At 69.9% G+C, this 23651-nt stretch carries 21 protein-coding genes and 1 riboswitch; of the genes, 13 read left to right on the plus strand and 8 right to left on the minus strand.

Annotated elements, in window-relative coordinates:
• The first annotated feature begins 7 nt into the window (after positions 1–7).
• The 6 genes from ACQ754_RS07175 to ACQ754_RS07200 are packed head-to-tail and all read left to right on the plus strand — an operon-like array spanning position 8 to position 7227.
• Positions 8–973 carry an iron-siderophore ABC transporter substrate-binding protein gene (locus ACQ754_RS07175; RefSeq protein ID WP_440996321.1) on the plus strand — a complete coding sequence of 322 codons (966 nt, stop codon included), beginning with the start codon at positions 8–10 and terminating at the stop codon, positions 971–973.
• Positions 966–2942, plus strand: a complete 1977-nt coding sequence (gene fhuB, locus ACQ754_RS07180; protein WP_440996322.1) for a Fe(3+)-hydroxamate ABC transporter permease FhuB — start codon at positions 966–968, stop codon at positions 2940–2942. Before ACQ754_RS07175 ends, fhuB begins: the two co-directional genes overlap by 8 nt.
• A gap of 50 nt (positions 2943–2992) precedes the next feature.
• Complete coding sequence (locus ACQ754_RS07185) at positions 2993–3610, plus strand: ABC transporter ATP-binding protein (protein WP_440996323.1); 618 nt, start codon at positions 2993–2995, stop codon at positions 3608–3610.
• A complete protein-coding gene (locus ACQ754_RS07190; RefSeq protein ID WP_440996324.1) occupies positions 3607–4422 on the plus strand; it encodes an ABC transporter permease in 816 nt (271 codons plus the stop codon). The genes ACQ754_RS07185 and ACQ754_RS07190 overlap by 4 nt, the downstream gene beginning before the upstream one ends.
• Positions 4419–6740 carry a S8 family serine peptidase gene (locus tag ACQ754_RS07195; RefSeq protein ID WP_440996325.1) on the plus strand — a complete coding sequence of 774 codons (2322 nt, stop codon included), beginning with the start codon at positions 4419–4421 and terminating at the stop codon, positions 6738–6740. The genes ACQ754_RS07190 and ACQ754_RS07195 overlap by 4 nt, the downstream gene beginning before the upstream one ends.
• A 4-nt stretch (positions 6741–6744) precedes the next feature.
• Entirely contained in the window at positions 6745–7227 is a 483-nt protein-coding gene (locus ACQ754_RS07200) for a protease complex subunit PrcB family protein (RefSeq protein ID WP_440996326.1), read from the plus strand.
• A gap of 45 nt (positions 7228–7272) precedes the next feature.
• Here ACQ754_RS07200 and speE read toward each other — a convergent pair whose 3' ends face one another.
• From speE to dctP, 8 genes are all read right to left on the minus strand, one after another.
• Positions 7273–8148 carry a polyamine aminopropyltransferase gene (speE, locus tag ACQ754_RS07205; RefSeq protein WP_440996327.1) on the minus strand — a complete coding sequence of 292 codons (876 nt, stop codon included), beginning with the start codon at positions 8146–8148 and terminating at the stop codon, positions 7273–7275.
• A gap of 118 nt (positions 8149–8266) precedes the next feature.
• Entirely contained in the window at positions 8267–9724 is a 1458-nt protein-coding gene (locus tag ACQ754_RS07210; protein ID WP_440996328.1) for a cobyric acid synthase, read from the minus strand.
• Entirely contained in the window at positions 9721–10593 is an 873-nt protein-coding gene (locus ACQ754_RS07215) for a cobalamin-binding protein (RefSeq protein ID WP_440996329.1), read from the minus strand. The genes ACQ754_RS07210 and ACQ754_RS07215 overlap by 4 nt, the downstream gene beginning before the upstream one ends.
• Positions 10590–10748 carry a hypothetical protein gene (locus ACQ754_RS07220; RefSeq protein ID WP_440996330.1) on the minus strand — a complete coding sequence of 53 codons (159 nt, stop codon included), beginning with the start codon at positions 10746–10748 and terminating at the stop codon, positions 10590–10592. Before ACQ754_RS07220 ends, ACQ754_RS07215 begins: the two co-directional genes overlap by 4 nt.
• 17 nt (positions 10749–10765) lie before the next feature.
• Positions 10766–11665, minus strand: a complete 900-nt coding sequence (locus ACQ754_RS07225) for a cobalamin biosynthesis protein (RefSeq protein WP_440996331.1) — start codon at positions 11663–11665, stop codon at positions 10766–10768.
• Positions 11666–11744: 79 nt separating this feature from the next.
• Positions 11745–13532: a TonB-dependent receptor domain-containing protein gene (locus ACQ754_RS07230; protein ID WP_440996332.1), complete on the minus strand. Its 1788-nt coding sequence runs from the start codon at positions 13530–13532 to the stop codon at positions 11745–11747.
• A 112-nt stretch (positions 13533–13644) separates the two neighbouring features.
• A riboswitch (cobalamin riboswitch) is annotated at positions 13645–13885 on the minus strand.
• 47 nt (positions 13886–13932) lie between these two features.
• A complete protein-coding gene (locus ACQ754_RS07235; RefSeq protein WP_440996333.1) occupies positions 13933–16131 on the minus strand; it encodes a TRAP transporter large permease subunit in 2199 nt (732 codons plus the stop codon).
• Between the two features lie 98 nt (positions 16132–16229).
• A complete protein-coding gene (dctP, locus tag ACQ754_RS07240) occupies positions 16230–17372 on the minus strand; it encodes a TRAP transporter substrate-binding protein DctP (RefSeq protein WP_440996334.1) in 1143 nt (380 codons plus the stop codon).
• A 169-nt stretch (positions 17373–17541) separates the two neighbouring features.
• Here dctP and ACQ754_RS07245 point away from each other — a divergent pair, with 169 nt between their 5' ends.
• From ACQ754_RS07245 to ACQ754_RS07275, 7 genes are all read left to right on the plus strand, one after another.
• Positions 17542–17769: a DUF1289 domain-containing protein gene (locus ACQ754_RS07245; RefSeq protein WP_440996335.1), complete on the plus strand. Its 228-nt coding sequence runs from the start codon at positions 17542–17544 to the stop codon at positions 17767–17769.
• Complete coding sequence (locus ACQ754_RS07250) at positions 17769–18431, plus strand: GntR family transcriptional regulator (RefSeq protein ID WP_440996336.1); 663 nt, start codon at positions 17769–17771, stop codon at positions 18429–18431. The genes ACQ754_RS07245 and ACQ754_RS07250 overlap by 1 nt, the downstream gene beginning before the upstream one ends.
• Before the next feature lie 27 nt (positions 18432–18458).
• The gene (locus tag ACQ754_RS07255; RefSeq protein ID WP_440996337.1) at positions 18459–18875 is read left to right on the plus strand and encodes a cobalamin B12-binding domain-containing protein; all 417 of its coding nucleotides are present in this window, start codon (positions 18459–18461) and stop codon (positions 18873–18875) included.
• A gap of 44 nt (positions 18876–18919) precedes the next feature.
• Positions 18920–20350 (plus strand): phenylacetate--CoA ligase family protein, encoded by a 1431-nt coding sequence (locus ACQ754_RS07260; RefSeq protein WP_440996338.1) that lies wholly within the window; start codon positions 18920–18922, stop codon positions 20348–20350.
• Positions 20343–21329, plus strand: a complete 987-nt coding sequence (meaB, locus tag ACQ754_RS07265) for a methylmalonyl Co-A mutase-associated GTPase MeaB (protein WP_440996339.1) — start codon at positions 20343–20345, stop codon at positions 21327–21329. Before ACQ754_RS07260 ends, meaB begins: the two co-directional genes overlap by 8 nt.
• Positions 21310–23004 carry a methylmalonyl-CoA mutase family protein gene (locus tag ACQ754_RS07270; protein WP_440996340.1) on the plus strand — a complete coding sequence of 565 codons (1695 nt, stop codon included), beginning with the start codon at positions 21310–21312 and terminating at the stop codon, positions 23002–23004. The genes meaB and ACQ754_RS07270 overlap by 20 nt, the downstream gene beginning before the upstream one ends.
• Before the next feature lie 62 nt (positions 23005–23066).
• Positions 23067–23639: a cob(I)yrinic acid a,c-diamide adenosyltransferase gene (locus tag ACQ754_RS07275; protein WP_440996341.1), complete on the plus strand. Its 573-nt coding sequence runs from the start codon at positions 23067–23069 to the stop codon at positions 23637–23639.
• Positions 23640–23651 lie beyond the last annotated feature (12 nt).

The following is a 23651-nucleotide window of genomic DNA, read 5'->3' on the forward strand; positions in this document are numbered from 1 at the left end:
CCCACTGGTGTCGCCTGCCCAACAGCCCTGCCGGATAGTGGCCCGCCGTCCATGCGTCCTGCTGTACCGGTCTGGGCAGGGTAGCGGCGGACCCGTAACGGCCCGCCGCGGGTGGGTCCTGCTGCCAGTCCTGCTGCTGCTGGTGACCGCCGTTGCCGGGGCCGACGGCGACGGGCAGCCACCGCGTATCGCCACCCTGGACTGGACGATCGCCGAGACCCTCCTCGCCCTCGACGTGACGCCGGTGGGTCTGGCCCAGCCCGCCGCCTACCGGGATTGGGTCGGGGAGCCTCGGCTCCCCGGGGATGTGAAGGATCTCGGGCTGAGGAGCCAGCCGAGCATGGAGCGACTGGCAGCCCTGGAACCGGACCGAATCCTGATCTCCCCCATGTTCTCCCACCTGGAGCCTCGCCTCTCGCGCATTGCGCCGGTCACCGAGATCGGCCTGTATGCACCCGACGCGCCGGTCTGGGATGGGCTGAGCCGGCTCACCCGCCGCGTGGGTGCGCTGGTGGGGCGATCCCGTGCCGCCGCGGCCCTGATCGAGCGGACCGAGGCCGTGGTAGCGGCACAGAGGGAGCGGCTGCGTGAGATCCGGCGACCCTTGCTTGTGGTGCAGTTCATGGACCCGCGACACGTGCGGGTGTTCGGCGAGGACAGCCTGTACGGCGCGGTGATCGTCCGGCTCGGCCTGGATAACGCCTGGGGCGGCGCTACCAACCGCTGGGGCTTTGCGCTGGTGGGTCTCGAGGCGTTGATCAAGTACGACGCGAGGCTGGTGGTGGTCGAGCCGATGCCGGTGGGGGTGGACGCCGCGCTCCAGGATAGTGCCCTGTGGCGGCAGCTCCCGGGCGTCGCCGATGGCAGTGTCGTCCGCCTGCCCCCGGTCTGGAGCTTCGGCGGGCCTCATGCCGCGGCGCGCTTCGCCCGTGTGCTGACGGCCGGGCTCACGCGGGGCGAGCACGATGAGTGAGGGGTCGCGGGGGCTGTCCCCGGCCCGCCTGGCCGTTGGGCTCGCCGGCCTCGCTGTGGTGCTGGCGGCCCTCGCCCTGCAGGACGGCGCCGGGATCGTGGATGGGCTTCGGGCACTGCGGGAGGCCCCCTCCCATCCGGAGTTGCTGCGGTTGCGTTACAGCTGGTGGCCCCGGTTGATCAGCGCGCTGCTCTGCGGTGCGGCCCTGGGATTGGCCGGTGTGCTCCTGCAGCAGGTCCTGAGCAACCCGGTGGCGGCCCCCACCACCCTGGGTGTGGCCAGCGGCGCCAACCTGGCCCTCATGCTGGCGACCCTGCTCGCCCCCGGGTTGCTGGCCGCAGGCCGGGAATGGCCCGCCTTCGCCGGCGGCATTGCGGCCATGGGGCTGGTCATGGCGCTGGCCTGGCGCCGGCAAGCCGCGCCGCTGCTGGTCGTGCTCGCCGGCATGGTCGTCAACCTCTACCTGGGGGCGCTGGCCATGGTACTGCTGTTGTTCCATCACGAGGCGCTCAAGGGCTTGATGATCTGGGGGGCCGGCTCGCTGGCGCAAACGGGATGGGATGGTGTCGCCTTCCTCGCCCCGCGATTGGCCCTGGCGGGTGGGGTGGCGTTGCTATTGGTGCGCACCTTGACGGTCCTGGAGCTCGACGATGAAGGGGCCCGCGGGCTGGGTGTATCCCTGCGCCGGGCAAGGATCGCCGGATTGTCCGTCGCGGTGTTCCTTACCGCCTGCGTGGTCGCCGAGGCGGGGGTGATCGCCTTCGTCGGGCTCCTCGCTCCCAACATCGCACGCCTGGCCGGGGCCCGCCGTCTCGCCCCCCGCCTGGGCTGGTCGGCGTTGATCGGCGCACTGGTGCTGGCGGCCACCGATCTGGCGCTGCGGCGCTACGCCGGCGGGCTCGCTACCCTGGTGCCCACCGGTGCCGCCACCGCTGCCCTTGGGGCGCCGCTGCTGCTATGGCTCATCCCGCGGCTGGGCATCGCACAGGCGCCGCCGCCAGCCGGCCACGGTCTCTTCCCGCGGCATGCCGCGCCGGCACGGTTGCTCACCGCCTTCGCCCTGGCGCTGCTGATCGCGGTGGTGCTGGCCCTGGGGCTGGGGCAGGGGGTGGCGGGCTGGCACTGGCTGGCCCCCTGGGATCCCGTGGTGCTCGAGTGGCGCCTGCCACGGGTGCTGGCTGCGGCGGCAGCCGGGGTGACGCTCGCCCTAGCGGGGGCGGTGATACAGCGGCTCACGGGCAACCCGCTGGCGAGCCCCGAGGTGCTCGGCATCAGCGGCGGCTCCGCCATGGCCCTGATCGCCGCGATCTTCCTGCTGCCCCAGCCCGGCAGGGGTGAGCTCGCCGTGGCCGGGACGGCGGGGGCGCTGGCCGCCCTGGCCGTGCTCATCGCGCTCAACCGCGGCAATGGCATGCGCCCGGAGCGGGTATTGCTCACCGGGGTCGCCATCATGGCGATGTTCGAGGCGGTTCGCGGCCTGGTGTTGGCGGGCGGCGACCCGCGCACCGGCCGGGTCCTCGCGTGGCTGTCCGGCTCCACCTACCACGTGGAGCTCCCCGGGGCGGTGGCGTTGCTCCTCCTGGCCATAGTGCTCGCCGCGGCGGTGTTTGCGGGCCTGCGCTGGCTGGAGCTGCTCACCCTCGGCCCGGAGACCGCCCAAGCGCTGGGTGTGCCGGTCGCGCCCGCCCGCCTACTCCTGTTGGTGGCAGTGGCGTTGCTGACGACCGGCGCCACCCTGGTGGTAGGGCCGCTGAGCTTCGTCGGGCTGATCGCTCCGCACACGGCGCGGTTGCTCGGTCTCGCCCGTTCCGCCATGCACCTGCCGGGGGCCGTGCTGGTCGGTGCCGTGCTCACGGTGCTGGCGGACTGGCTGGGCCGCCAAATCCTGTTCCCCCAGGAAATACCCGCCGGTCTGGCGGCTTCGCTTATCGGTGGGGCCTACTTCCTTTGGACCCTGCGCCGGTTGTGATGGGCGGACGGTTGTAGCGTCCGTGCTGCCGCCGGTATAAGGGGTGCTCCATGGGTGGATGGGAGCGGTCGGTGGCGCTGTTGGCGGAAGGGATGCAGGCGGGAGCGGTGACGGTGCCACGGCTGGTGGTGGAGGCGGGCGAGCGCGTCGCCCTGAGTGGCCCCTCCGGCTCCGGAAAGACCCGCCTGCTACGGGCGCTCGCCGACCTGGATCCCTGGCAGGGACGACTCTCCCTGGACGGCATGGACGCCCTGGCCATGCCGGCGCCGCGCTGGCGGGCATCGGTGATGCTGGTGCCCTCGGAGAGTGCCTGGTGGGCGGATCGTGTGGGCGAGCATTTCCCGACCCGCCCGGAGGAGGACACCCTCCGAGGTCTCGGCTTCGACGCGGAGGTGATGGATTGGCCGGTGGCCCGGCTGTCGTCGGGGGAGCGCCAGCGGTTGGCCCTCCTGCGCGCGGCCGTGCGGGGGCCGCGGGTCCTGCTCCTCGATGAGCCCACCGCGAATCTCGACCATTCCAACGTCGCGGCCGTGGAGCGCTGGCTGGCATTTCTCTCGACCGAGGGGAGGGGGCAGCTCTGGGTCAGCCACGACCCCGAGCAGTTGGCGCGAATGACGGCCCGGCACTACGCGATTGGTGATGACGCCACCGTGCGGGAGCTGCGATGAGGGTCATTCCGCTCTCCGTCTGGGACCTGGGGACCGCGGCACTGCTGGTGTTCGCCCTCGCCGGCATCGCCTGGCGGGAGCACCTCGCGGTCAGCCGCTCCCTGCTCTGGTCCGCGCTGCGGATGGTCATCCAGTTGGCCCTGGTGGCTTTGGTACTGGAGACGGTCTTCGCGCTTTCCCGCTGGTACTGGGTAGTGCTCATCGGCCTGGCCATGCTCGCCATCGCGGCCCGCGAGGTCCACGCCCGGCAGCGTCGCCCCCTGGCCGGATGGTGGGGCTACGGCGTCGGCGCCGGGGCCATGTTCGTGGCGAGCTTCGCCACCGCTGCCCTGGCCTTGCTTGCGATGGTCCAGCCCGACCCCTGGTACCGCCCCCAATACGCCATACCGCTGCTCGGCATGCTCCTGGGCAATACCATGAACGGGGTGGCGTTGGGGCTGGAACGGCTCACTGAAGGGGCGTGGCGTCAGCGCGGGGCCATCGAGGCGCGGCTGATGCTCGGCGAGCCCTGGCAGGTGGCCATTGCGCCGCTGCGCCGGGAGAGCATGCGCAGCGGCATGATCCCGGTGATCAACGCGATGGCTGCCGCGGGTGTGGTCAGCCTGCCCGGCATGATGACCGGCCAGATCCTCGCCGGCAGTCCGCCCGCGGAGGCGGTACGCTATCAGATACTGATCTTTCTGCTGATCATGACCGGGACCGGCTTCGGGACGCTGCTGGCGAACCGTCTTGCCGCTCGGAGGCTGTTCGATGGCCGCAGCCGGCTGCGCCTGGACCGGTTGCGGGAGACGACGATACGGGAGGTGCGGTGAGGCGATTGCGGCAACCCTGGCTGGCGCTGGCGGCGTCGGCGATCATCCTGGCCGGTTGTGGGGGTGGGGACGGCGACGGCGGCACCTCGGTGAGTGGGCGGCTGCTTGTCGCCGCCGGTATCTACGCCGATGCCCCCGACGGTGGGCGTGACGTCGCCAGTCCGGCCACCGCCAGCGGATACGCGGAGCGGCTCGGTGCGGGTGATGCCTTCCGCACCACCCTCGCGAGGGGGCAGCCGGTTTCCCTGCTCTCCGTGGACGGCAGCCGGCTCAGCCTGTCGTTGTGTCCGCTGCCGTCCGGGACCTGCGCGCTCACCCGCACCGAGACCGCCGCGCCGGTGCGTACCCTGCTGGTGCCCGCCGACGGCGACTACGAGATCACCGTGCGGGCTGAGGACCGGGCCGGGATGTACGTGCTTTCCCTGGCCGGCGGGGCGGCGGGGGCGGACATCGCGGCGGCGGCCGCCGCGTTCGTCCCCGGTGAGATCGTCCTTCGCCTGAGGGCCGGCACGTCACTGCCGCCGGGGGAGGCGCTGCGGCGCCTCGGCGGTGGGGGCGACGCCCCCAGGCTGTTGCGCCTCGGCGATCCCGGCAGCGGTGCCGCCCTTCAGCGCCTGGGTGTAGAGGCCAGCGGTGCCGGTCGGCTGGAGACCCTGCGGGTGGTGGCGCGGTTGCGCCGGCATCCGGGGGTCCGCTACGCCGAGCCCAACTATATCTGGGAACGCCGGCGTATCCCCAACGATCCCCGCTATCCGGAGCAGTGGCACTATCCGGAGCTCGCCCTGCCGACGGCCTGGGACTCGGGCATCGGTACCGGCGCCGACGTTACTGTGGCGGTGGTGGATGACGGGATCCGGCCCCACGAGGACCTGCAGGGCCGCATCCTGTGGGAGGAGGGCTTCGATTTCGTCTCCAGCCCCCTGTTCTCCAATGACGGTGACGGTATCGATCCGGATCCCACGGATCCCGCCCTGGACGGCGTGACCCACGGTACCTCGGTGGCCGCACTGGTGGCGGCGGCCACTGACAATGCCCTGGGCGTGGCCGGCGCCTCCTGGGACGCGGCGCGGATCCTCCCCGTGCGTGTCGCCAGCGCCGGTGGCGCCACGCTGGCGGATGCCATCAACGGGGTGCGCTACGCCGCGGGCCTGTCCTCACCGGCCGGCCCCGAGGTGGCCGAGCCGCGGGCGGATATCGTGAACATCAGCCTCGGCGGTCCCGGCGGTGAGGCCGAGGCCGTGGAGTTCGAGGCGGTCCGGGCGCGGGGCGTGGTGGTGGTCTCCGCCGCCGGCAACAGCGGCGATGCCACGCCCAGCTTCCCGGCGGCCCATGCCAGCGTCCTGGGCGTGGGGGCGACGGTGCGTGGTGGTGATCGTGCCGCCTATTCCACGATCGGCGAGTCCGTGTCTCTGACCGCCCCCGGGGGAGACGCCGCCAGCGGCGTGCTCACCGCCAGCGGCGACCGCGCCTACGACACCATGGCGGGCACCTCCTTCGCCGCGCCCCAGGCCGCGGGCGTGTTTGCCCTGATGATGGCCCAGCATCCGCGGCTTAGCCCGGAGGATCTGGAATGCGGCCTGCGTGCCGGGGCCCTGACCGATGGGGTGGCGGATGTCCGCGATCCCTCCCTCGGTTACGGACGGCTGGATGCCGCCGCTGCGGTGGATTATGCCGCGGGCATCGCGAACGGTCGTATCGTGCCGGAGCCACGCCTCGATGCGGTGCCCGCCACGGTGGACTTCGGTCAGCTCCGTAATGGGTTGGGCCTTGATCTGCGGGTGCTCTGTGGTACCGACCCGATCTCGGGGCCGCCGCGGGCGAATGCAGGCTGGCTCACTGTGCTCCCGGCGGAGGGTGTCGGGGCGTACCGGCTGGAGGTGGACCGCTCGGCGCTGATGCCGGGCGTGAATCGTACTACCATGACCGCGTCCACGGTCGGCGGCCGTCGGCTCGATATCCCGGTGACGGCCGTGGGTGGCGAGCCGCCACCACCGGACGCCGGGGTCCAGTACGTGCAGCTGCGCCCCGCGGACGCCGGTCCCGAGGAGGCGCCCATGCGCGAGCAGCGCCTGGATGCCGACGGCGGCTACACCTATACTTTTTCGGGCCTGGAGCCGGGGTCCTATCGGCTTCTGGCCTCCAGCGATCTGGATGCCGACGGCTGGTTGTGCGAGCCCGGCGAAGTCTGTGGTGGCTGGCCGGATGGTCCGGTGGCTGAGCCATTTACTCTGACGGAGGGGGAGGAGCGCACCGGCATGAACGTCCGGGTGGCGCCGCTGTCGCCCCTGACGCCGGTGGCGGCCCGCGAGCGGAGGTAGGGTGTTGCTGGAAAAGATCCTTGCCGCAGTGTTGGCAGTGGGGCTCGTACTCGGGGTGAGTGCCTGCCATGCCCTGCCCGGGGAGGCCGGTGGTGGCAGCGTGAGCGTGCTCGGGCGCTCGCCGCAATGCGAGCCCGGTGCACGGGGCGGGATCTGGTTGGCGGAGGCGAACGAGGCGGCCGTTTTCGATCCGCCGCTGAACGCCGACGCCGTGGCATCCGTGGATTGGTCCCGGGAGGGGGTGCTGATCTACCGGATGGGCCGGCAGCCCAGCGGCGGCTTCGGTCTTTCCCTGGTGGAGGCTCGGCGGGAGGATGGGTTCCTGGAGGTGGTGCTGCGCGAGCGCACACCGCCGCCGACGGGGCTGGTACCTGCGGTGATCACCCATCCCTGCATCGCGCTGCGGGTGCCGAGCCGGGGGCTCGAGCGTATCCGCGTCGTTGATCCCGCCGGCCGCGAGAACGACCATCTTACGCTGGAACGCTGATCCCGTATCCCCTGAGCCGCTTTGCCTGGAGGCCGCGGCCTTGGGCTACGGGAACGTGCCGCTTCCCACCGCCATGGCCCGCGCCAGCAGCGGCGGCGGCGCCAGCGCGCCGCGGTGAACCCCGGGGCTGTAGTATTGGGTAGGGAAGGGCATCGCCGCGGCATCCGCCTCTCGGAAGCAATCCACCGGCACGCCCTTGCCCGCGAGGGTGGCGCTCCACCAGCCGCCCGGATAGCTCGGTACCGGGAAGGGCAAGGTGGCCCGCTGGGCGAACCCCGCCTCGGCGAGGGCGGTGTGGAGGTTCCGGATGATGCCCTCGCCATGGAGCAGCGGAGACTCGCTTTGCTGGACCAGCACCCCGCCGTCGGCCAGGATCCGATGCACGTCGGTGAGGAAGGCGGCCCCGAACAGCCCCTCGGCGAAACCCACTGGGTCGGTGCTGTCGATGATCACCACGTCGAAGGCCCCGCCAGCGGCGTCCCGTACGTAGGCCACCCCGTCGGCGAAACGGAGCTCCGCCCGGCGGTCGTCGTTGGCCTCGGTAAGCTCCGGGAAGAAGCGCTCGGCGGCCCGGGTCACGGCCTCGTCGATATCCACCTGCACCGCCTGCTCGACCGCCGGGTGACGAAGTACCTCGCGCAGGGTGCCGCAGTCACCGCCGCCGATGATCAACACCCGTCGCGGCTCGGGGTGGGTGAACAGCGCCGGGTGGCTCATCATCTCGTGATAGAGGAAGTTGTCGCGACTGGTCAGCATGACGCAACCGTCCAGGGTCATGAGATTGCCCCAGTGGCTCGTCTCGAAGACCTGCAGGTGCTGGTAGGGGGTGTGCTCATCCAGCAGGGTCCGGCGCACCCGTAGCGAGAACGCCACCCCCTCGTCTTCATAGGCCTCGGAGAACCAGTGCTCGTCCAAACTCATTCCGTGTTCCCAATCGTGGATCGGCGGGGAGTTTACTACTCGTAGCGGCTGTTTGGCAGGAACGACCCACGGATAGATACGGATACCCTATCCGTTTCCATCGGTGCTCATCGGTCGCTTACTCACGATGTCCACTCACCGCGACAAGCAGGGCGTCCAGGTCCAGTTCGGCCTCCACGGCGTCGGCGAGCCGGTCGATGCCCGCCTCGCGCTGGGCGGTGTAGTCGGTGGTAACCGGGGCGGCGACACCGGCCCAGCGCAGCAGCGCGGCGCGCGCCTCGGGGTGCTCGAAGACCCCGTGCAGGTAGGTGCCGGCCACCTGGCCGTCGGCGCTGACGGCGCCGTCCGCAATGCCGTCCGGGAGGTGCGCGAACGGCCTTTTCCGATCGCCGCCGGCGGTCTCGCCCATGTGGATCTCATAGCCCTCCACGGCGGCGCCGCCGTGGAGGGTCCCCCGGACCCGGGCGAGGCGCTTCCCCGCCGTGAGGGCCGTGGTGACGTCCAGCCAGCCCAGGCCCGCGCCGGACCCCGCCGGGCCCTCGACGCCCTCGGGGTCGGCGATCCGGGTGCCGAGCATCTGGTAGCCGCCGCAGATGCCGAGCACCCGGCCTCCGTAGCGCAGGTGTGGGGCGAGGTAGTCGGGCCAGCCCTGGTCCCGGAGCCAGTCCAGATCGGCGCGCACGGACTTGCTGCCGGGCAGGATCACCAGGTCCGCGGGCGGTGGGGTCTCTTCGGGGCCCACCAACTGGACGGACACCTGGGGATGCAGGCGCAGCGGGTCCAGATCCGTATGGTTGCTGATCCGCGGCAGGGCCGGAACCACCACCCGCAGCCCCGTGCCTTCGGCGGGGCGGTCGGGTAGGGCGTCCTCTGCCTCCAGGTGCAGGCCGTGGAGATAGGGCAGCACGCCGAGCACCGGCACGCCGGTGTACTCGCTGAACCACGCGAGCCCTGGATCCAGCAGGGCGCGGTCGCCGCGGAAGCGATTGATCACCACGCCGGCGATTCGGGCCCGCTCGCTCGCGGACAGCAGCGCCAGGGTGCCCACCAGGGTGGCGAATACGCCGCCGCGGTCGATATCGGCGACCAGCACCACCGGGCAGTCCACCGCCTCGGCGAAGCCCATGTTGGCGATGTCCCCTTCGCGGAGGTTGATCTCGGCGGGGCTGCCGGCGCCCTCCGCGATGATCCACCGATACCGGTCGGCGAGTCGGGCATGGGCCGCCAGGACGGTTCGCCGGGCGGTGCGCTTGTATTCATGGTAGTCGAGGGCGTCCATGTGGCCGTGGGCACGCCCGGCGAGGATCACCTGGGCACGGCGGTCGGCGCTTGGCTTTAGCAGCACCGGGTTCATATCGGAGTGGGGCTCCAGGCCACAGGCGCGGGCCTGTGCCGCCTGGGAGCGGCCGATCTCGCCGCCGTCGACGGTCACCGCGCTATTCAGCGCCATGTTCTGGGGCTTGAACGGGGCCACATCGAGGCCCCGCCGGGCGAAGGCCCGGCACAGGCCCGTGGTCACGGCGCTCTTGCCGGCGTCGGAGGTGCAGCCCTGCACCATTAGGGTGGCCGCGCTCACGGCCTTTGCTCCCGGGCGGCCTGCAGCGCATCGCAGACTGCCTGCGCACCTTGGACAAGCCGCGGGGAGGCCCGGTGGATGAGGTCCGGGTCCAGGTGGAAGAGATTGCCCCGGCGCACCGCGGTAAGCGCCTCCCATTGCCGCCACTCCTCCAGCCAAGGTGGGCGCTGGGCGTCCCGGCCGGCGGCGAGGATGGCCTCGGGATCGGCGGCGAGCACCGCCTCGGTGCCCACCCGCGGGGCCAGTGTCTCCAGCCCGGCGAAGATGTTGCGTCCCCCACAGAGCTCGATGACCCGGCTGATCAGGTGCTCGCCGTTGACGGTGATCATCGGCCGGTGCCAGATCTGGAAGAACACTGGGACCTCCGGGGCATTGGCGTAACGCCGGGCCAGCCGTGCCCGCTCCCGGCGGAACTCCCCAGCTGCCGACTGGGCCGTCTTATCGGCGCCGGTGAGCCGGCCGAGACGTTCCACGGTGGCCGGGATATCGTCGATCCGCCGTGGCTCGCTGACGAACACCGTCAGCCCAAGATCACGAAGCCGTTGCACGGTATTCGTCCCGTTGCCGCTCGCCCAGGCCACAACCAGGTCCGGTTCGAGGCCGAGGATGCGCTCGTAGTCGACGGCGTCGTAGCTGCCTACCCGGGGGATCTGCCGCGCCGCCGGTGGGTGATCGCTGTAGCTGACGGTGCCGACGATGCGCTCCCCCGCCCCGATGGCGAAGAGCATCTCGGTGGCATGGGGCGCGAGACTGACGATTCGGTCCGCCGGCCCGGGCAGTTCGATTCGGCGGCCATCGTCGTCCACGGCCTCCACCGCCGCTGCGACGGTGGCGTGGAGCAGGAGCACGACGGCAAGCAGGTTCCTCATGGGTTGACCTCCCCCAGGGCGGTGTCCAGGCGCTGCCAACCGGCGAGGCTGGCAGGCAGCCCGAAGCACAGCCCCGACGGGTCGTCGAAGGCCCGGACCAGGACGGTGCGCCGCGCGAGCGCTGCAGCGCGCCGCCGCAGCCTGGACTCGGCCACCGTGCTCGATCTCATGCTCACGCAAGGCAGGCCCCCACGGTGAGGGCAACGAGCCAGGCGGCGGTACCCCGGTCCACCAGGGCGATGGCGCGGTTCAGGTCGCGGCTATCGGGGGCGGGGCCGGCGCCTAGGGCCGGCCGCTGTTGGTGCACGCCGTGGTAATGGGCGGGGCCGCCGAGGCGCACGCCCAGGGCCCCGGCACCGGCGCCCATGACCGCCCCGGCGTTGCCGCTCGGCCAGACGCGCGCCCCGGCGAGGCCGTCTCGCCAGCCGCCGTGCCTGGTGCCGAGCAGGGCGTAGGTGGCCGCCGTCAATCGTGCGGGGAGAAAGCCGAGGGCGTCGTCCAGCCGCGCGGCGGGGGTACCGAAGCGTGCGAACCGTGCATCGCGATGGCCCCACAGGGCGTCCAGCGTGTTGGCGAGGCGGTAAACGACGACGCCGGGGGGGCCGGCGACGACGAACCAGAACAAGGTGCCGAAGACCGCGTCATGGCCGTTTTCCAGCACCGACTCGGTCGCCGCGGTGGCACAGCCGTCGGTGTCGAGACCATCGGTGTCGCGCCCCACCATCCGCGCGGTCGCCGTCCGGGCCGCGGGGACATCGCTGGCGGCCAGCGGCGCCGCCACCGCGGTACCATGAGCGGCGAGGCTGCCGCCGCCCAGGGCCAGCCAGAGCAGGGCGACGGAAACCGCGGGGCCGGCCACCGGCAGCGCGGCCAGCAGCCAGGCGAGCAATGCCGGCGGCCCGAGCAGGGTAGCCACCGCCAGCGCGCCGCACAGTAGTGGCCGGCGGCCGTGGTTGAGCCGGGCCTCCAACGATGCCGCGGCCGCGGCGAAGGCGTTGAGCGGGTGGCGCCGCGGCTCGGGAAGCAGCCGGTCCAGCGCCACTGCCAGGGCGCAGGCCAGGGCCACGCTCACTACAGCTCCACCCCCTTCTGGGCGCGAATGCCGGCCTTGAAGGCGTGCTTGACGACGTCTACCACGGCGTCCGACGCGTTCACTGCGCGGGCTGCCAGTTAATGGATACGAGCACGGCCCGGCCGGGCATCTCGTAGGTGTCCGCCGTCTGGTAGTCCTCGTCGAGGAGGTTGCTCAGCCGGCCGCGCAGGGTCCACTGATTGTTGATGCGCCAGGCGGCGGTGGCGTCCACCACCGTATAGCTGTCCAGTTCGGTGGTGTTGGCCAGGTCGTCATAGCGCTCGCCCCCGTAATGGACCTCCGTGCCCAGGGTGGCGCGGCCGAAGTCCCGCGACAGGCCCAGGGTCGCCGAGAATTCCGGGCGTCGGGGCAGCTCGTTGCCGGTGTCCCGGTCCTCAGTGTCCAGCCAAGTAGCGGCCAGCCGTGTGTCAATGCCGGCGAGGTGGGTGCTGATCTCGCCCTCGAGGCCGCGGATGCGGGCCTCGTTGACGTTGACGCTCGCGGCCGCCCCCGCATCGTAGGCGATCAGGTCGTCCACTTCGGTGTGGAAGGCGGCGAACCGCCAGCGCCAGTCCCGACCCCCGCGCAGACCCGCCTCGAGGCTACGGGAGCGTTCCGGGTCCAGATCCGGGTTGCCCTTGAAGAAGCCGGTATCCGGGTAGTAGAGGTCGTTGAAGGTGGGTGCCTTGAAGGCGGTGCCCCAGGACGCATAGCCGTGCAGCGCCGGCGCGAAGTCATAGCCGGTGGCCAGGCTCCCGGTGGTCTCCCCGCCGTAGGCCTCGTTGTCGTCGTGACGCACCGCGGCCTGGAGATCGAAGGCGCCGGGGCTCCACTGGTGCTGGGCGAACACGGCCAGATTGTCGCGGCTGTCCTCGGCGTAGTCGATGGTGCCGCTGACCTCATCGTCGTACCAATCCACGCCGAGGCTGGTCAGATGGTCGGCGCCCAGGAAGAGGTCGTTCTGCCAGTTCACCGACTTACGCCGGGTGATGAAGCGGTCGCCGCCGAAGTCGCGGCTGTCGGAGTCGTCCACGGTCTCGCCGATGCTCAGCCGGGAGCGCCAGGTCTCCACAGGCATCCATTCCAGCTCGCCGCTGACGCTCTGCTGGACGTTATCGGTCTCGTCCGGCGTGCCGTCGAATTCGTTGTTGCTCTCCGCGCGCAGGGCCCGGCCGCGTAGCGTGAGGGCATTGGTCACTTCGTAGTCGCCCGCGAGGCGCCCCGAGCGGCTGCTGAAGCCGTCACGGTCCGGGTCATGAGCGAAGTTGTCGGCATCGGTGGCGTCGAAGCCCTCCGTGGACAGCCCGGAGACACCGGCGCTGAAGCCGCCGCGCTCCCCCGCATGGCCGAAGCCCGTGGAGAACTCCCAGGTCTCCTGGCTGCCAGCGGCGAGGCGCACGTGGGAGGGATCGTCCCGGGTGAAGATCTGGATCACGCCGCCGACGGCGTCGGCGCCGTAAAGGCTCGCCCGGGGGCCGCGCACTACCTCGATGCGCTGGATCTGATCCAGGGGGAGCTGTTCCAAAGCGGCGCTGCCCGCGGTGGCGGAGCCGAGCCGCTGGCCGTCCACGAGCACCAAGGTGTGGTCGCTGTTGGTGCCGCGGAGATAGACGTTGGCAAGCTTGCCGCGGCCGCCGTTGCTGGTCACGGAGACGCCGGAGAGGCCGCGCAGCAATGTGTGTACATCCGGCGCCTGGCTCTGCTCGATTGCCTCCCGGGTAATCACGTCCACGGCCGCCAGGGCCTCGTCGGCGGTAATGGGGGTCCGGGTGGCGGTGACCTGCACCGGCTCGGTGAGCTCGGCGCCGTGGGCGGTGGCCGCGGCGGCGACGGCCGCAGCGGTGACGAGGCTGATACGGGTGTTCATTTTGTCTCCCCTGATATGCGCGCACCCGCGCAAGACGGTGATCCTGCGACGTGCGGAGGGGAGACGGGGAGTCGGTTGGTGGCCGGCAACCCGGACGCAGCCCTCCGCAGCGTCTTCGGTGACGCTCCAGGCCGGTCTCCGGGCTCACGAGCTGGATGGGATCCGCGGGCCGTGCCTTCCCGCGCCCGGGGGGCGCAGTGGCATGGTTCGGCCCGTGGGGAGCGTCGCGCTCCCCGGCTCGCCTACCGTTGCGGGGGCAGCGCCGGCATTGCCTCGCCCTTTGGGGGCGGGACGCACCGGCTTCCCGTTTCACCCGCGGCGATGCCGCGGGCACCTGAAGCAGGGCCTAGACCCTACCGACGGCATGACGCGGGGTCAACTGCCGCCGGCAGGGCGGAGGCTATTTTCCGAACAACTGGTTCGGCAGCCAGGTGATCAGATCCGGGAAGATGATCACCAGGAACAGGGCGATGGCCTGGATGGCCAGGAAGGGCAGTGAGGCCCGGTAGATCTGGGCCATAGTGATGTTCGGCGGGCAGACCCCGCGGATGTAGAACAGCGCGTAGCCGAACGGCGGGCTGAGGAACGACATCTGCATGTTCACCAGGTAGATCACGCCGAACCACAGGGCCACATCCCCGGGCTCCACGCCGGGCAGGCCGAATACACCGCTGAACTCCAGCCCCTCCACGATGGGCACGAAGATCGGCACCGCCAACAGCAGGATGCCCACCCAGTCCAGGAACATGCCGAGGCCCACCAGCACGATCATCATGATCAGCAGGATGCCGTAGGGGCCGAGGCCGGTGCCCTGGATCAGTTCGATGACGAAGTCCTGGCCGCCCTGGCGGATATAGAAGCCCACGAAGATGGTGGCGCCGAAGATGATCCACATGACCATGGCGGTGGCCTTGAGGGTGGTCATGCTCGCGGTGTGGACGTTGATCCAGGTGAGCCGCCCGTGCATGGCCGCCACTACCAGTGCGCCGAGGGTACCGATACCGGCGGCCTCCACCGGCGTGGCCAGTCCGGTGAAGATGGCACCGAGCACAATAATCACCAGGGTGATCGGCGCGAGCATGTTACGCAGCAGGCGGACCTTCTCCGACCAGCTCACCCGGTCCTCGGGGGCCAGTGCCGGGCCGCTGCCCGGGTTCAGCGTGGCCCGTAGCCAGATGTAGAGGCCGTACAGGCCGGCGAGGACCAGGCCGGGCACGATGGCGCCCACGTAGAGCTGGCCGACGGATTGCTGTGCGACCACGCCATAGATGATGGCGAGGATCGACGGCGGGATGAGGATGCCGAGCGTCCCGCCGGCCATCACTGAACCCAGGGCAATGGTGGGGTGGTAATCGCGCTTGAGCATGGCCGGCAGCGCGATCAGTCCCATGGTGACCACGGCGGCGCCAATCACGCCGACCATGGCCGCGAGCAACGTGGAGGCGGCGACCGTGGCGACGCCGAGCCCACCCTTCAGTCCGCCCATCCACTTGTAGGCGACGTCGAAGAGCTCCTCGATCAGCCCGGCCTTCTCCAGCACCGCGGCCATGAAGATGAACAGCGGGATGGCGGAGAGCTGGTAGTTCGTCATCAGCGGGAAGATGCGGGACGGCATGATGTGCAATGCCGCCTGGTCGCTGATGACGAACAGGAAGATAACGCCCACGCCGCCGGTGACGAAGGCCAGGGGCAGGCCGGCCATGAGGGCGACCAGCAGCCCCCCGAACATGATCAGCGTAAGCCAGCCGATGCTGGTGTTCTGCAGCATGCCCTCGAAGGACACCGGCGCCTCCAGCGGGAAGTAGCGGACGATGTTGCCGATCTCCCAGGCGACGATGACGCCGAAGATTGCCGCGGCCACCACCAGCGTCCAGCCGAGCAGGGGATTGCCGTCGCCCCGACGGAGCTGGTGGCGGAACGCCTGCCAGTCCTTGATCAGCCGCGAGAGGCCCGCGAGCAGCAGCAACATCCCGCCGAGGAACATCGCGAACTTGAACGGGAAGAAGGGGATAGCCCACTCGGTGAAGGAGACCTCATTGCGGTAGCCGGTGGCCCAGAAGTAGTCGTCCGCATTCATCGAATTGGCGAAGAAGTTCCAGGCCGTGGCGGTGAATGCCAGCACGAAGATGAAAAAGATCACCGAGGTGAGGATGTCCAACGACGAGCGGGTGATGCCGCGGAGCTTGGTGTAGAGCACGTCCACGCGCACATGCCCGTCCTCGCGCAGGGCGTAGGCGCCGGCGACGACGTACTGCGCGCCGAACATCAGGAACATGGATTCATGGGCCCAATTGGTCGGCGAGTTGAACGCGTAGCGGACCAGGACCTCGTAGGAATAGATGAAGGGGGCGAGCAGCGCCCAGTAGGCCACGTAGCGGCCGGTGAACCCCGATATGGCGTCGATGAATCGGGTCAGCGCATTGCCCGGCAGATAGTCGAGGGCGTTGCCCTCCTCCTCCATGGGCACGGTCCCGCCGCTCGGCGTATCCCCGCGGCGCTCGGCGCGCCAGACGAAGAACATGACAATGAGCGGTCCGATCAGCAGCAGGACCCAGTATAGCCAGTGCGGTAACTCCCAGCTGATCCGCAGATCGATCATGGGCTCCCCCCTCGGGATCAAAAAAAACCGTCACGCGGACGGTGCGGCAAGGGCGAGCCCCGACCCCGCGAGGGGGGCCGGGGGCCGTTGGGACATCCTCAGATATCGAGCTCGTGGCCCTCGATGTCCTCGTCGGTGATGACGGCGACGGACGGATCCTTCATGGTCTCGAGATGGAGCTGGAACAGCTTCGCCGCATCCTCGTCCTTGTTCGCCCACTCGAACCACTTCGGGATGGCCGCCTCACGGAAGCGCTGGGCGTCCTCCTCGCTGAGGTGGATGATCTCCACGCCGGCCTCGCGGTACTTCGGCCAGGCCTGCCGGTTGGCCTCCTGGATGGCAGCATAGTGCTCCCGGGAGTAGGCCGCCACGAGGTCGTGCATGAGGTCCTGGGTCTGCGGGGACAGCCGGTCCCAAGTGCGTCGCTGGATGGCGATGTCCATGAGGTCCACTGGCTGATGCAGGCAGGGCGTCGACGGCGGGCCCATGATGATGTAGTCGGTGACCTCGTGGAAACCGAGCTCGTAGTTCACCGCCGGGCCGACGAAGTCCGCCGCGTCGATGGTGCCGCGCTCGAGGGCCGGATAGACGTCGGAGCCCGGTAGCAGGGTGGTGCGCACGCCCACCTCGGCAAAGGTCTCGGCGACGATGCCGCCGGGGAAGCGGATCTTCTTGCCCTCGAAGTCGTCGAAGCTGCGCAGCGGCACCTTCGAGTGGATCAGGTTCATGTCGTGGTGGACATGGCCGAGGAACTCGATATCGAAGCGGCGGTAGAGGTCCTTGATCATGCCGAAGCCGCCGTAGGCGCCGAACATCATGTCCCAGTGGTGGGGCAGCGATAGCGCCATGGGATAGGAGCTCATGAACACGCCGGCCGGCATCTTGCCCGCCCAGTAGACGGTGAACATGTTCTGGCCTTCGATGACGCCGTCACGCACGCCGTCCATGGTGGAGAAGTCCCCCACGATGGCGCCGGCGGGATGGGGCTCCACCCGGACCTCGCCGCCGGTGAGCTCCTGGACGCGGCCGGCCCAGTTCTCGAAGGTCTTGTAGCCGACGGTGCCCGGCTGCCAGGAGCTCTGGATGCGTAGGCGCACGCCGTCCTGGGCCTGGGCATTGCCGATGTAGGGCGCGCCGGTCAGCACCGCAGCGCCGCCGGCGGCGCCTATGGCGGTGTTCTTCAGGAAACTCCGGCGGCCGGTATCGGTGGTGGTGTCGTCTTTGCGATCTTGCTCAGACATCTCTCTCTCCTCCTGGTTTTCGCCCGGTCGGGCGTGTGCTGTGGATACCCAGCATGCGCCAACCCGCCCGCAGGGGGCGGAATTGGTCTTACCACAGACAGTAGACCATAGCAGGCGTGGCTGCATCAAAGGGTTGCCCTCTCAGTGAATGATGTCTACTGTATACAGTATGAGGAATGCACTCGATGCTGAAGCCGCAGCACCTGCCGGATCCTCGCCGTGCATCGGCGTCTGCACCCTGGACAGGGCCACGGGCTGGTGCTGTGGCTGTGGCCGCACCATCGAAGAGATCACGGCCTGGCCGCGACTCTCCGCCGATGGTGCCCGGGCGGTGTGTGCGCGGCTGCCGGGGCGGCTGGCGGTAATGGGCAGGACCCACAGGGAGGGGGAACAGTGATGCAACGGATCGACGTACCCAAGCCGCTGCCGGAGCTGGTCTACCACGCGGTGCTCAACGCCATCTGCGAGGGCACGTTGCGCCCCGGCGAGCGGGTCACCCAGGAGGGGATGGCCGCGCGATTGGATGTCTCCCGGCTGCCGGTGGGCCAGGCACTGAAACGCCTGGAGGGCGAGGGGTTCCTCTGCCCGGCCGGGCGGCGGGGCCTGCGCGTGGCCCCGTTGACCCGGGAACTGGTGCGCGAGCTCTACGGGCTACGGGCGGGCATCGACCTGGTCGCCGCCGGCGAGGCCGCCCGGCGCTGCGATGCGCACTTCCGCCGTGAGGGCCAGCGGATCCTCGAGGACGGGCGCTCGGCGCTCGCCGCCCGGGACGTGCCGCTGCTGATCTCCGCGGACGAGGAGTTCCACTGGCTGATCTACGAGACCGCCGCGAACGCACGGATCCTGGAGGTGATGGCCACCCAGTGGCACCACACACGGCGGGTGATGCTCCACGTCATCGATGACGTGGCCAATCAGGAACCGATCTGGGATCAGCACGAGCGAATCTACCGGGCCATCGCCGCCGGCGACGCGGCGGCCGCCGAGCGGCTGGCCCGCGAGCACGCCGACGAGGCCTCGGGCTGGCTGCAGCAGGCCGCCGAGCGGCTGTCGGCGTAGATGCCAACACAACGAGGAGGAGAGGAAATGGCCGAGAACGAACCGGTGATCCGGGTGCTGCTCGCCAAGGTCGGCCTGGACGGCCACGACCGTGGCGTAAAGATCGTGGCGCGCACCCTGCGCGATGCCGGCATGGACGTGGTCTATACCGGGCTGCATCGCACCCCGGAGGAGGTCGTGGATGCCGCGCTCCAGGAGGACGTGGACATCCTCGGGATCAGCCTGCTCTCGGGAGTGCACATGACGGTGTTCCCCCGGGTCCTGGAGCTGCTCCGGGAGAAGGGCGGCGAGGACATCATCGTCGCCGGTGGGGGCGTGATCCCCGACGAGGATGTCGCCGAGCTCGAGCGCATGGGCGTCGCCAAGGTTCTGCTCCAGGACACGCCGCCCCAGGAGATCGTGGATTCCTTCCGCGCCCTGGTGGCGGAGCGCGGGGCGCGCTAGCGCCTCGCGCCGCCACGACAACCAAAACACTGGAGGAGGAGATCATGGAGCAGTGGCACTTCCCGCCACGCTACGACGGCACCTACTTCCCGGCGCCGGATCAGCGATACTGGTTCCCTCAGCGCGAGACCATGGACCCCGCGGAGCGCGACGAGGCCATCGTCGCGCGCCTGCGCGAGGTGATGCACTACGCCTACGAGCATGCCCCCTTCTACCGGCGGAAATGGGATGCCGCTGGCATCGGCCCTGACGACGTCCGCAGCCTAGCGGACTTCGAGCACGTGCCGGTGGTGACCAAGGACGAGATCCGCGCCTCCCAGGCCAATGCCCCTCCGTTCGGCGATTACCTTTGCGTCCCGGAGCAGGAGGTACACCATATTCACGGCACCTCTGGGACCTCCGGGCGTCCGACGGTCTTCGGCATCTCCCGGGAGGACTGGGAGACCATCGCCAACAACCACGCCCGGATCATGTGGGGCATGGGGTTGCGCCCCGGGGACACGGTATTCGTCGCCGCCATCCTCAGCCTTTACATGGGCTCCTGGGGGGCGCTCATCGGCGCCGAGCGCCTGGGCTGCAAGGCTTTCCCCTTCGGCGCCGGCGCGCCGGGGATGACCTCCCGGGCGGTGACCTGGCTGCGCATGATGCAGCCGGCGGGCTTCTACTCCACCCCATCCTATGCGCTGCGCCTCGCGGAGGTGGCCGAGGAGGAGGGCGTGGACCCGCGGGAGTTCGGCATCCGGGTGATGTTCTTCTCCGGCGAGCCGGGCGGCTCCATTCCGGGTATCCGTGACCACATCGCCCGCACCTTCGGGGCGCGTGTGGTGGACTCCGGCACCATGGCGGAGGTGACCCCCTGGATGCACGGCGCCGGCAGCGCCGAGACCGACGGCATGCTGCTGTGGCAGGACATCGTCTACACCGAGGTGTGCGACCCGGAGACCTTCCGCCGGGTCCCCTACGGGAGCCAGGGGACCCCGATCTACACCACCCTGGAGCGGACCTCCCAGCCCATGATCCGCCTGTTCTCCGGCGATCTCACCCACTGGGTGCTGGAGGACAACCCCTGCGGACGTACGTACCCGCGCCTGCCCCAGGGCATCTACGGTCGGATCGACGACATGTTCCAGATCCGCGGCGAAAACGTGTACCCGAGTGAGATCGCGGCGGTGCTCACCGAGCTCGACGGCTATGGCGGTGAGCACCGCATCGTCGTCTCCCGGGAGGGGGTGATGGACGAGCTGCTGGTGCAGGTGGAGATGGACGGGGCCACCGAGGCCCGTGGTGATGCGGCCATCGCCGCATTCCGCGAGCACGCCGCCTCCGCCCTGGCCCGCATGCTTGGCCTGCGGGTGGCGGTGGAGCCGGTCAGCGCCGGCACCTTCGAGCGTACCGATTTCAAGGCCAAGCGCGTGATCGATGACCGGGATCTCTACGCAAGCCTGCAACGGCGGGTAGGGGGCGGTGATGGCTGAGCGCATCGCCTCGGAGGTCCTGGCGGAACGGGTCCGCGGCGGCGATCCCCGGGCGATCGCCCGGCTGATCACCCGGGCCGAGTCCGGCGAGAGCGAGTGCCGCCACGCCCTGGCGGCCCTGTATCGCGACACCGGCCGGGCCCACGTGGTCGGCATCACCGGCGTGCCCGGTGCCGGCAAGTCCACCCTGGTCAGCGAGCTCGCCCGGACGGTCCGCGCCGACGGCCGCCGGGTGGCGGTAATCGCCATCGACCCATCGAGCCCGTTCACCGGCGGCGCCATCCTCGGTGACCGCATCCGCATGTCGGACCTGGTCAGCGACCCCGGGGTGTTCATCCGCAGCATGGCCACGCGCGGGGCCCTGGGCGGGCTCGCCCGCCCGGCCCTGGATGCGGTGGACGTGCTCGACGCCGGCGGCTTCGATCTCGTGCTGGTGGAGACGGTGGGCGTGGGCCAGGACGAGGTGGATGTGGTCCGCGCCGCCCACACCACCGTGGTGGTCAATGCCCCGGGCCTGGGCGACGACATCCAGGCCATCAAGGCCGGCATCCTGGAGATCGCCGACATCCACGTGGTGAGCAAGGCCGATCGCGCCGACGCCAACCGCACGGTCCGCGAGCTCAAGTCCATGCTGATGATGAGCATGCCCGAGGGGCCTGAGGCCTGGCAGGTGCCGGTGGTGCCTACCAGCGCCGAGACGGTGACCGGCTTCGGCGAGCTGCTCGCCGCACTCGACCGTCACCGCGAGCACCTGTACCGCACCGGCGAGATCGAGACCCGGCGGCGCCGCATCGCCAGCACCCGGGTAGTGAAGATCGCCGAGGAAATGGTCCGGGAGGGCTTTCTCAAGGCTCGCCGGGAGCGTATCGAGGCCATGCTCGAGCGCGTGGTCGCCCGCGAGCTCGACCCCCATGGGGCCGCGCTGGAGCTGTTGGACACGGTCAAGGAGAGGATTCGCGATGACGAACAAGCTGTATGACGAGGGGGCCGTCGAGCGTATCGACGGCGAGCGCCGTGACTGGGAGGCCAACGAGGTGGCGGATTTCGTCCGCCGCATGCCCGAGCGCCGGGAGGAGTACCGCACCGGTGCGGGGCTCCCCGTCGAGCGTGTCTATACCCCGGCGGACGTGGCGGACACCCCGTTCGAGTCCATCGGCCTGCCGGGGCGCTACCCGTTCACCCGGGGGCCGTATCCCACCATGTACCGGGGTCGGCACTGGACCATGCGCCAGATCGCCGGCTTCGGCACCGCCGCCGAGACCAACGAGCGCTTCAAGTACCTGCTCTCGGTGGGGCAGACCGGGCTGTCCGTGGACTTCGACATGCCCACCCTGATGGGATTCGACTCGGACCACCCCATGAGCCACGGGGAGGTGGGCCGCGAGGGCGTGGCCATCGACACCCTCGAGGACATGGAGACCCTGTTCGAGGGTATCGATCTGACCAAGATCTCGGTATCGATGACCATCAACCCCTCGGCCTGGATCCTTTACGCGATGTACCTCGCTTTGGCCGAGAAGCGTGGCTACGACCTCAACGACCTCTCGGGCACCATCCAGAACGACATCCTCAAGGAATACATCGCGCAGAAGGAGTGGATCTATCCGGTGCGCCCGTCGGTACGTCTGGTGCGCGACTGCATCGAGTACGGCGCCAAGCACATGCGCCGCTACAACCCCGTGAACATCTCCGGCTATCACATCTCCGAGGCCGGGGCGACGGCCACCCAGGAGGTGGCCTTCACCATGGCCACCACCATCCAGTACGTGGAGGAGGCCATCAAGGCCGGTGTGGCCGTGGACGACTTCGCGCCCCGGCTGTCGTTCTTCTTCGTCAGCCAGGCCGACTTCTTCGAGGAGATCGCCAAGTTCCGCGCCGCCCGCCGGGTATACGCGCGGATCATGCGCGAGCGCTTCGGCGCGGAGAAGCCCGAGTCGTGCCGGTTGCGCTTCCATGCCCAGACCGCCGCGGCGACCCTGACCAAGCCCCAGTACCAGGTCAATATCGTGCGCACCGCCTTCCAGGCCCTCTCGGCGGTGCTCGGTGGCGCCCAGTCCCTGCACACCAACGGCATGGACGAGGCCTTCGCCATCCCCACCGAGGAGGCGATGCGCATGGCGCTGCGCACCCAGCAGGTCATCGCCTACGAGACCGGCGTCGATCAGGTGGTGGACCCAGTGGGGGGTTCCTGGTACGTGGAGCGTCTCACCGACCAGATCGAGGAGGAGGTCAACGCCCTGCTTGCCCGCGTCGACGAGATGGGCGGTACACTCCAGGCCATCGACGAGGGGTGGTTCCAGAAGGAGATTGCCGATTCCGCCTATGACTTCGCCATCCGCAAGGCCAGTGGCGAGCGGCCGGTGATCGGCGTCAACTGCTTCGTCGAGGACGAGGAGAAGGTCGACATCGAGACCCATCCCCACGACCCGGAGACGGAGCGCCGCCAGATCGAGCGGCTCAATGGCGTGCGCGAGCGCCGTGACGAGTCGCGGGTCCAGCAGCTCATCGAGGAGCTGCGCGAGATCGCCGATGACGAATCCCGCAACATCATGCCGGTGACCATCGAGCTGGTGAAGGCGGGTGCCTCAATGGGCGACATCGTCGAGACCCTGCGCGAGATCTGGGGCACCTATCGGGAGACCCCCGTCATCTGAGTCGCCCGATCACCCATCAACGCGCCGGGCCCGCTGCCCGGCGCAGGGAGGAACGCGTACCCATGGTCCGCCTCACCAAGATCTATACCCGCACCGGCGATGCCGGGGAGACCGCCCTCGTCGATGGCAGCCGTGTGCCCAAGGACGATCCCCGGGTCACCGCCTATGGCACCGTCGACGAGCTCAACGCCGCCATCGGGCTCGCCCGTATCGGTGGCAGTGGCCGCCTCGAGGAGGAGCTGGAGCGCATCCAGAACGACCTCTTCGATCTGGGGGCGGACCTGGCCACGCCCCTGGAGGCAGAGCTCAAGCACGAGCCATTGCGCCTCGATCCCGCCCAGGTGAGCTGGCTGGAGCGCTGCATCGATGCCTACAACGCCGAGCTGGAGTCGCTGCGCTCGTTCATCCTTCCCGGCGGTGTGGCCCGGGCGGCCCATTTGCATCTGGCGCGCACGATCGCACGGCGGGGCGAGCGCGAGCTCGTCACCCTGCAGCGGGAGGCGGCCATCAACGAGGCGGCGCTGGGCTACGTCAACCGGCTATCCGATTATCTGTTCGTCGCCGCCCGCTACGTCAACGCCGTGGAGGGCGACGGCGATCTGCTTTGGGTGCCGGGCAAGCACCGCGGGGGCTGATGGAGAACCACG

Origin of the sequence: Arhodomonas sp. SL1 (assembly GCF_052060015.1) — a bacterium.
Classification (GTDB): domain Bacteria; phylum Pseudomonadota; class Gammaproteobacteria; order Nitrococcales; family Nitrococcaceae; genus Arhodomonas.

Coding starts and splice junctions, on each gene's coding strand:
- speE (WP_440996327.1), bottom strand. CDS start 8,148: ATGAGTTTGGACGAGCACTGGTTCTCCGAGGCCTATGAAGACGAGGGG.
- ACQ754_RS07190 (WP_440996324.1), top strand. CDS start 3,607: ATGAGGGTCATTCCGCTCTCCGTCTGGGACCTGGGGACCGCGGCACTG.
- dctP (WP_440996334.1), bottom strand. CDS start 17,372: ATGTCTGAGCAAGATCGCAAAGACGACACCACCACCGATACCGGCCGC.
- ACQ754_RS07275 (WP_440996341.1), top strand. CDS start 23,067: ATGGTCCGCCTCACCAAGATCTATACCCGCACCGGCGATGCCGGGGAG.
- ACQ754_RS07260 (WP_440996338.1), top strand. CDS start 18,920: ATGGAGCAGTGGCACTTCCCGCCACGCTACGACGGCACCTACTTCCCG.
- ACQ754_RS07270 (WP_440996340.1), top strand. CDS start 21,310: ATGACGAACAAGCTGTATGACGAGGGGGCCGTCGAGCGTATCGACGGC.
- ACQ754_RS07255 (WP_440996337.1), top strand. CDS start 18,459: ATGGCCGAGAACGAACCGGTGATCCGGGTGCTGCTCGCCAAGGTCGGC.
- ACQ754_RS07235 (WP_440996333.1), bottom strand. CDS start 16,131: ATGATCGATCTGCGGATCAGCTGGGAGTTACCGCACTGGCTATACTGG.
- ACQ754_RS07215 (WP_440996329.1), bottom strand. CDS start 10,593: ATGAGGAACCTGCTTGCCGTCGTGCTCCTGCTCCACGCCACCGTCGCA.
- ACQ754_RS07185 (WP_440996323.1), top strand. CDS start 2,993: ATGGGTGGATGGGAGCGGTCGGTGGCGCTGTTGGCGGAAGGGATGCAG.
- meaB (WP_440996339.1), top strand. CDS start 20,343: ATGGCTGAGCGCATCGCCTCGGAGGTCCTGGCGGAACGGGTCCGCGGC.
- fhuB (WP_440996322.1), top strand. CDS start 966: ATGAGTGAGGGGTCGCGGGGGCTGTCCCCGGCCCGCCTGGCCGTTGGG.
- ACQ754_RS07245 (WP_440996335.1), top strand. CDS start 17,542: ATGAGGAATGCACTCGATGCTGAAGCCGCAGCACCTGCCGGATCCTCG.
- ACQ754_RS07250 (WP_440996336.1), top strand. CDS start 17,769: ATGCAACGGATCGACGTACCCAAGCCGCTGCCGGAGCTGGTCTACCAC.
- ACQ754_RS07230 (WP_440996332.1), bottom strand. CDS start 13,532: ATGAACACCCGTATCAGCCTCGTCACCGCTGCGGCCGTCGCCGCCGCG.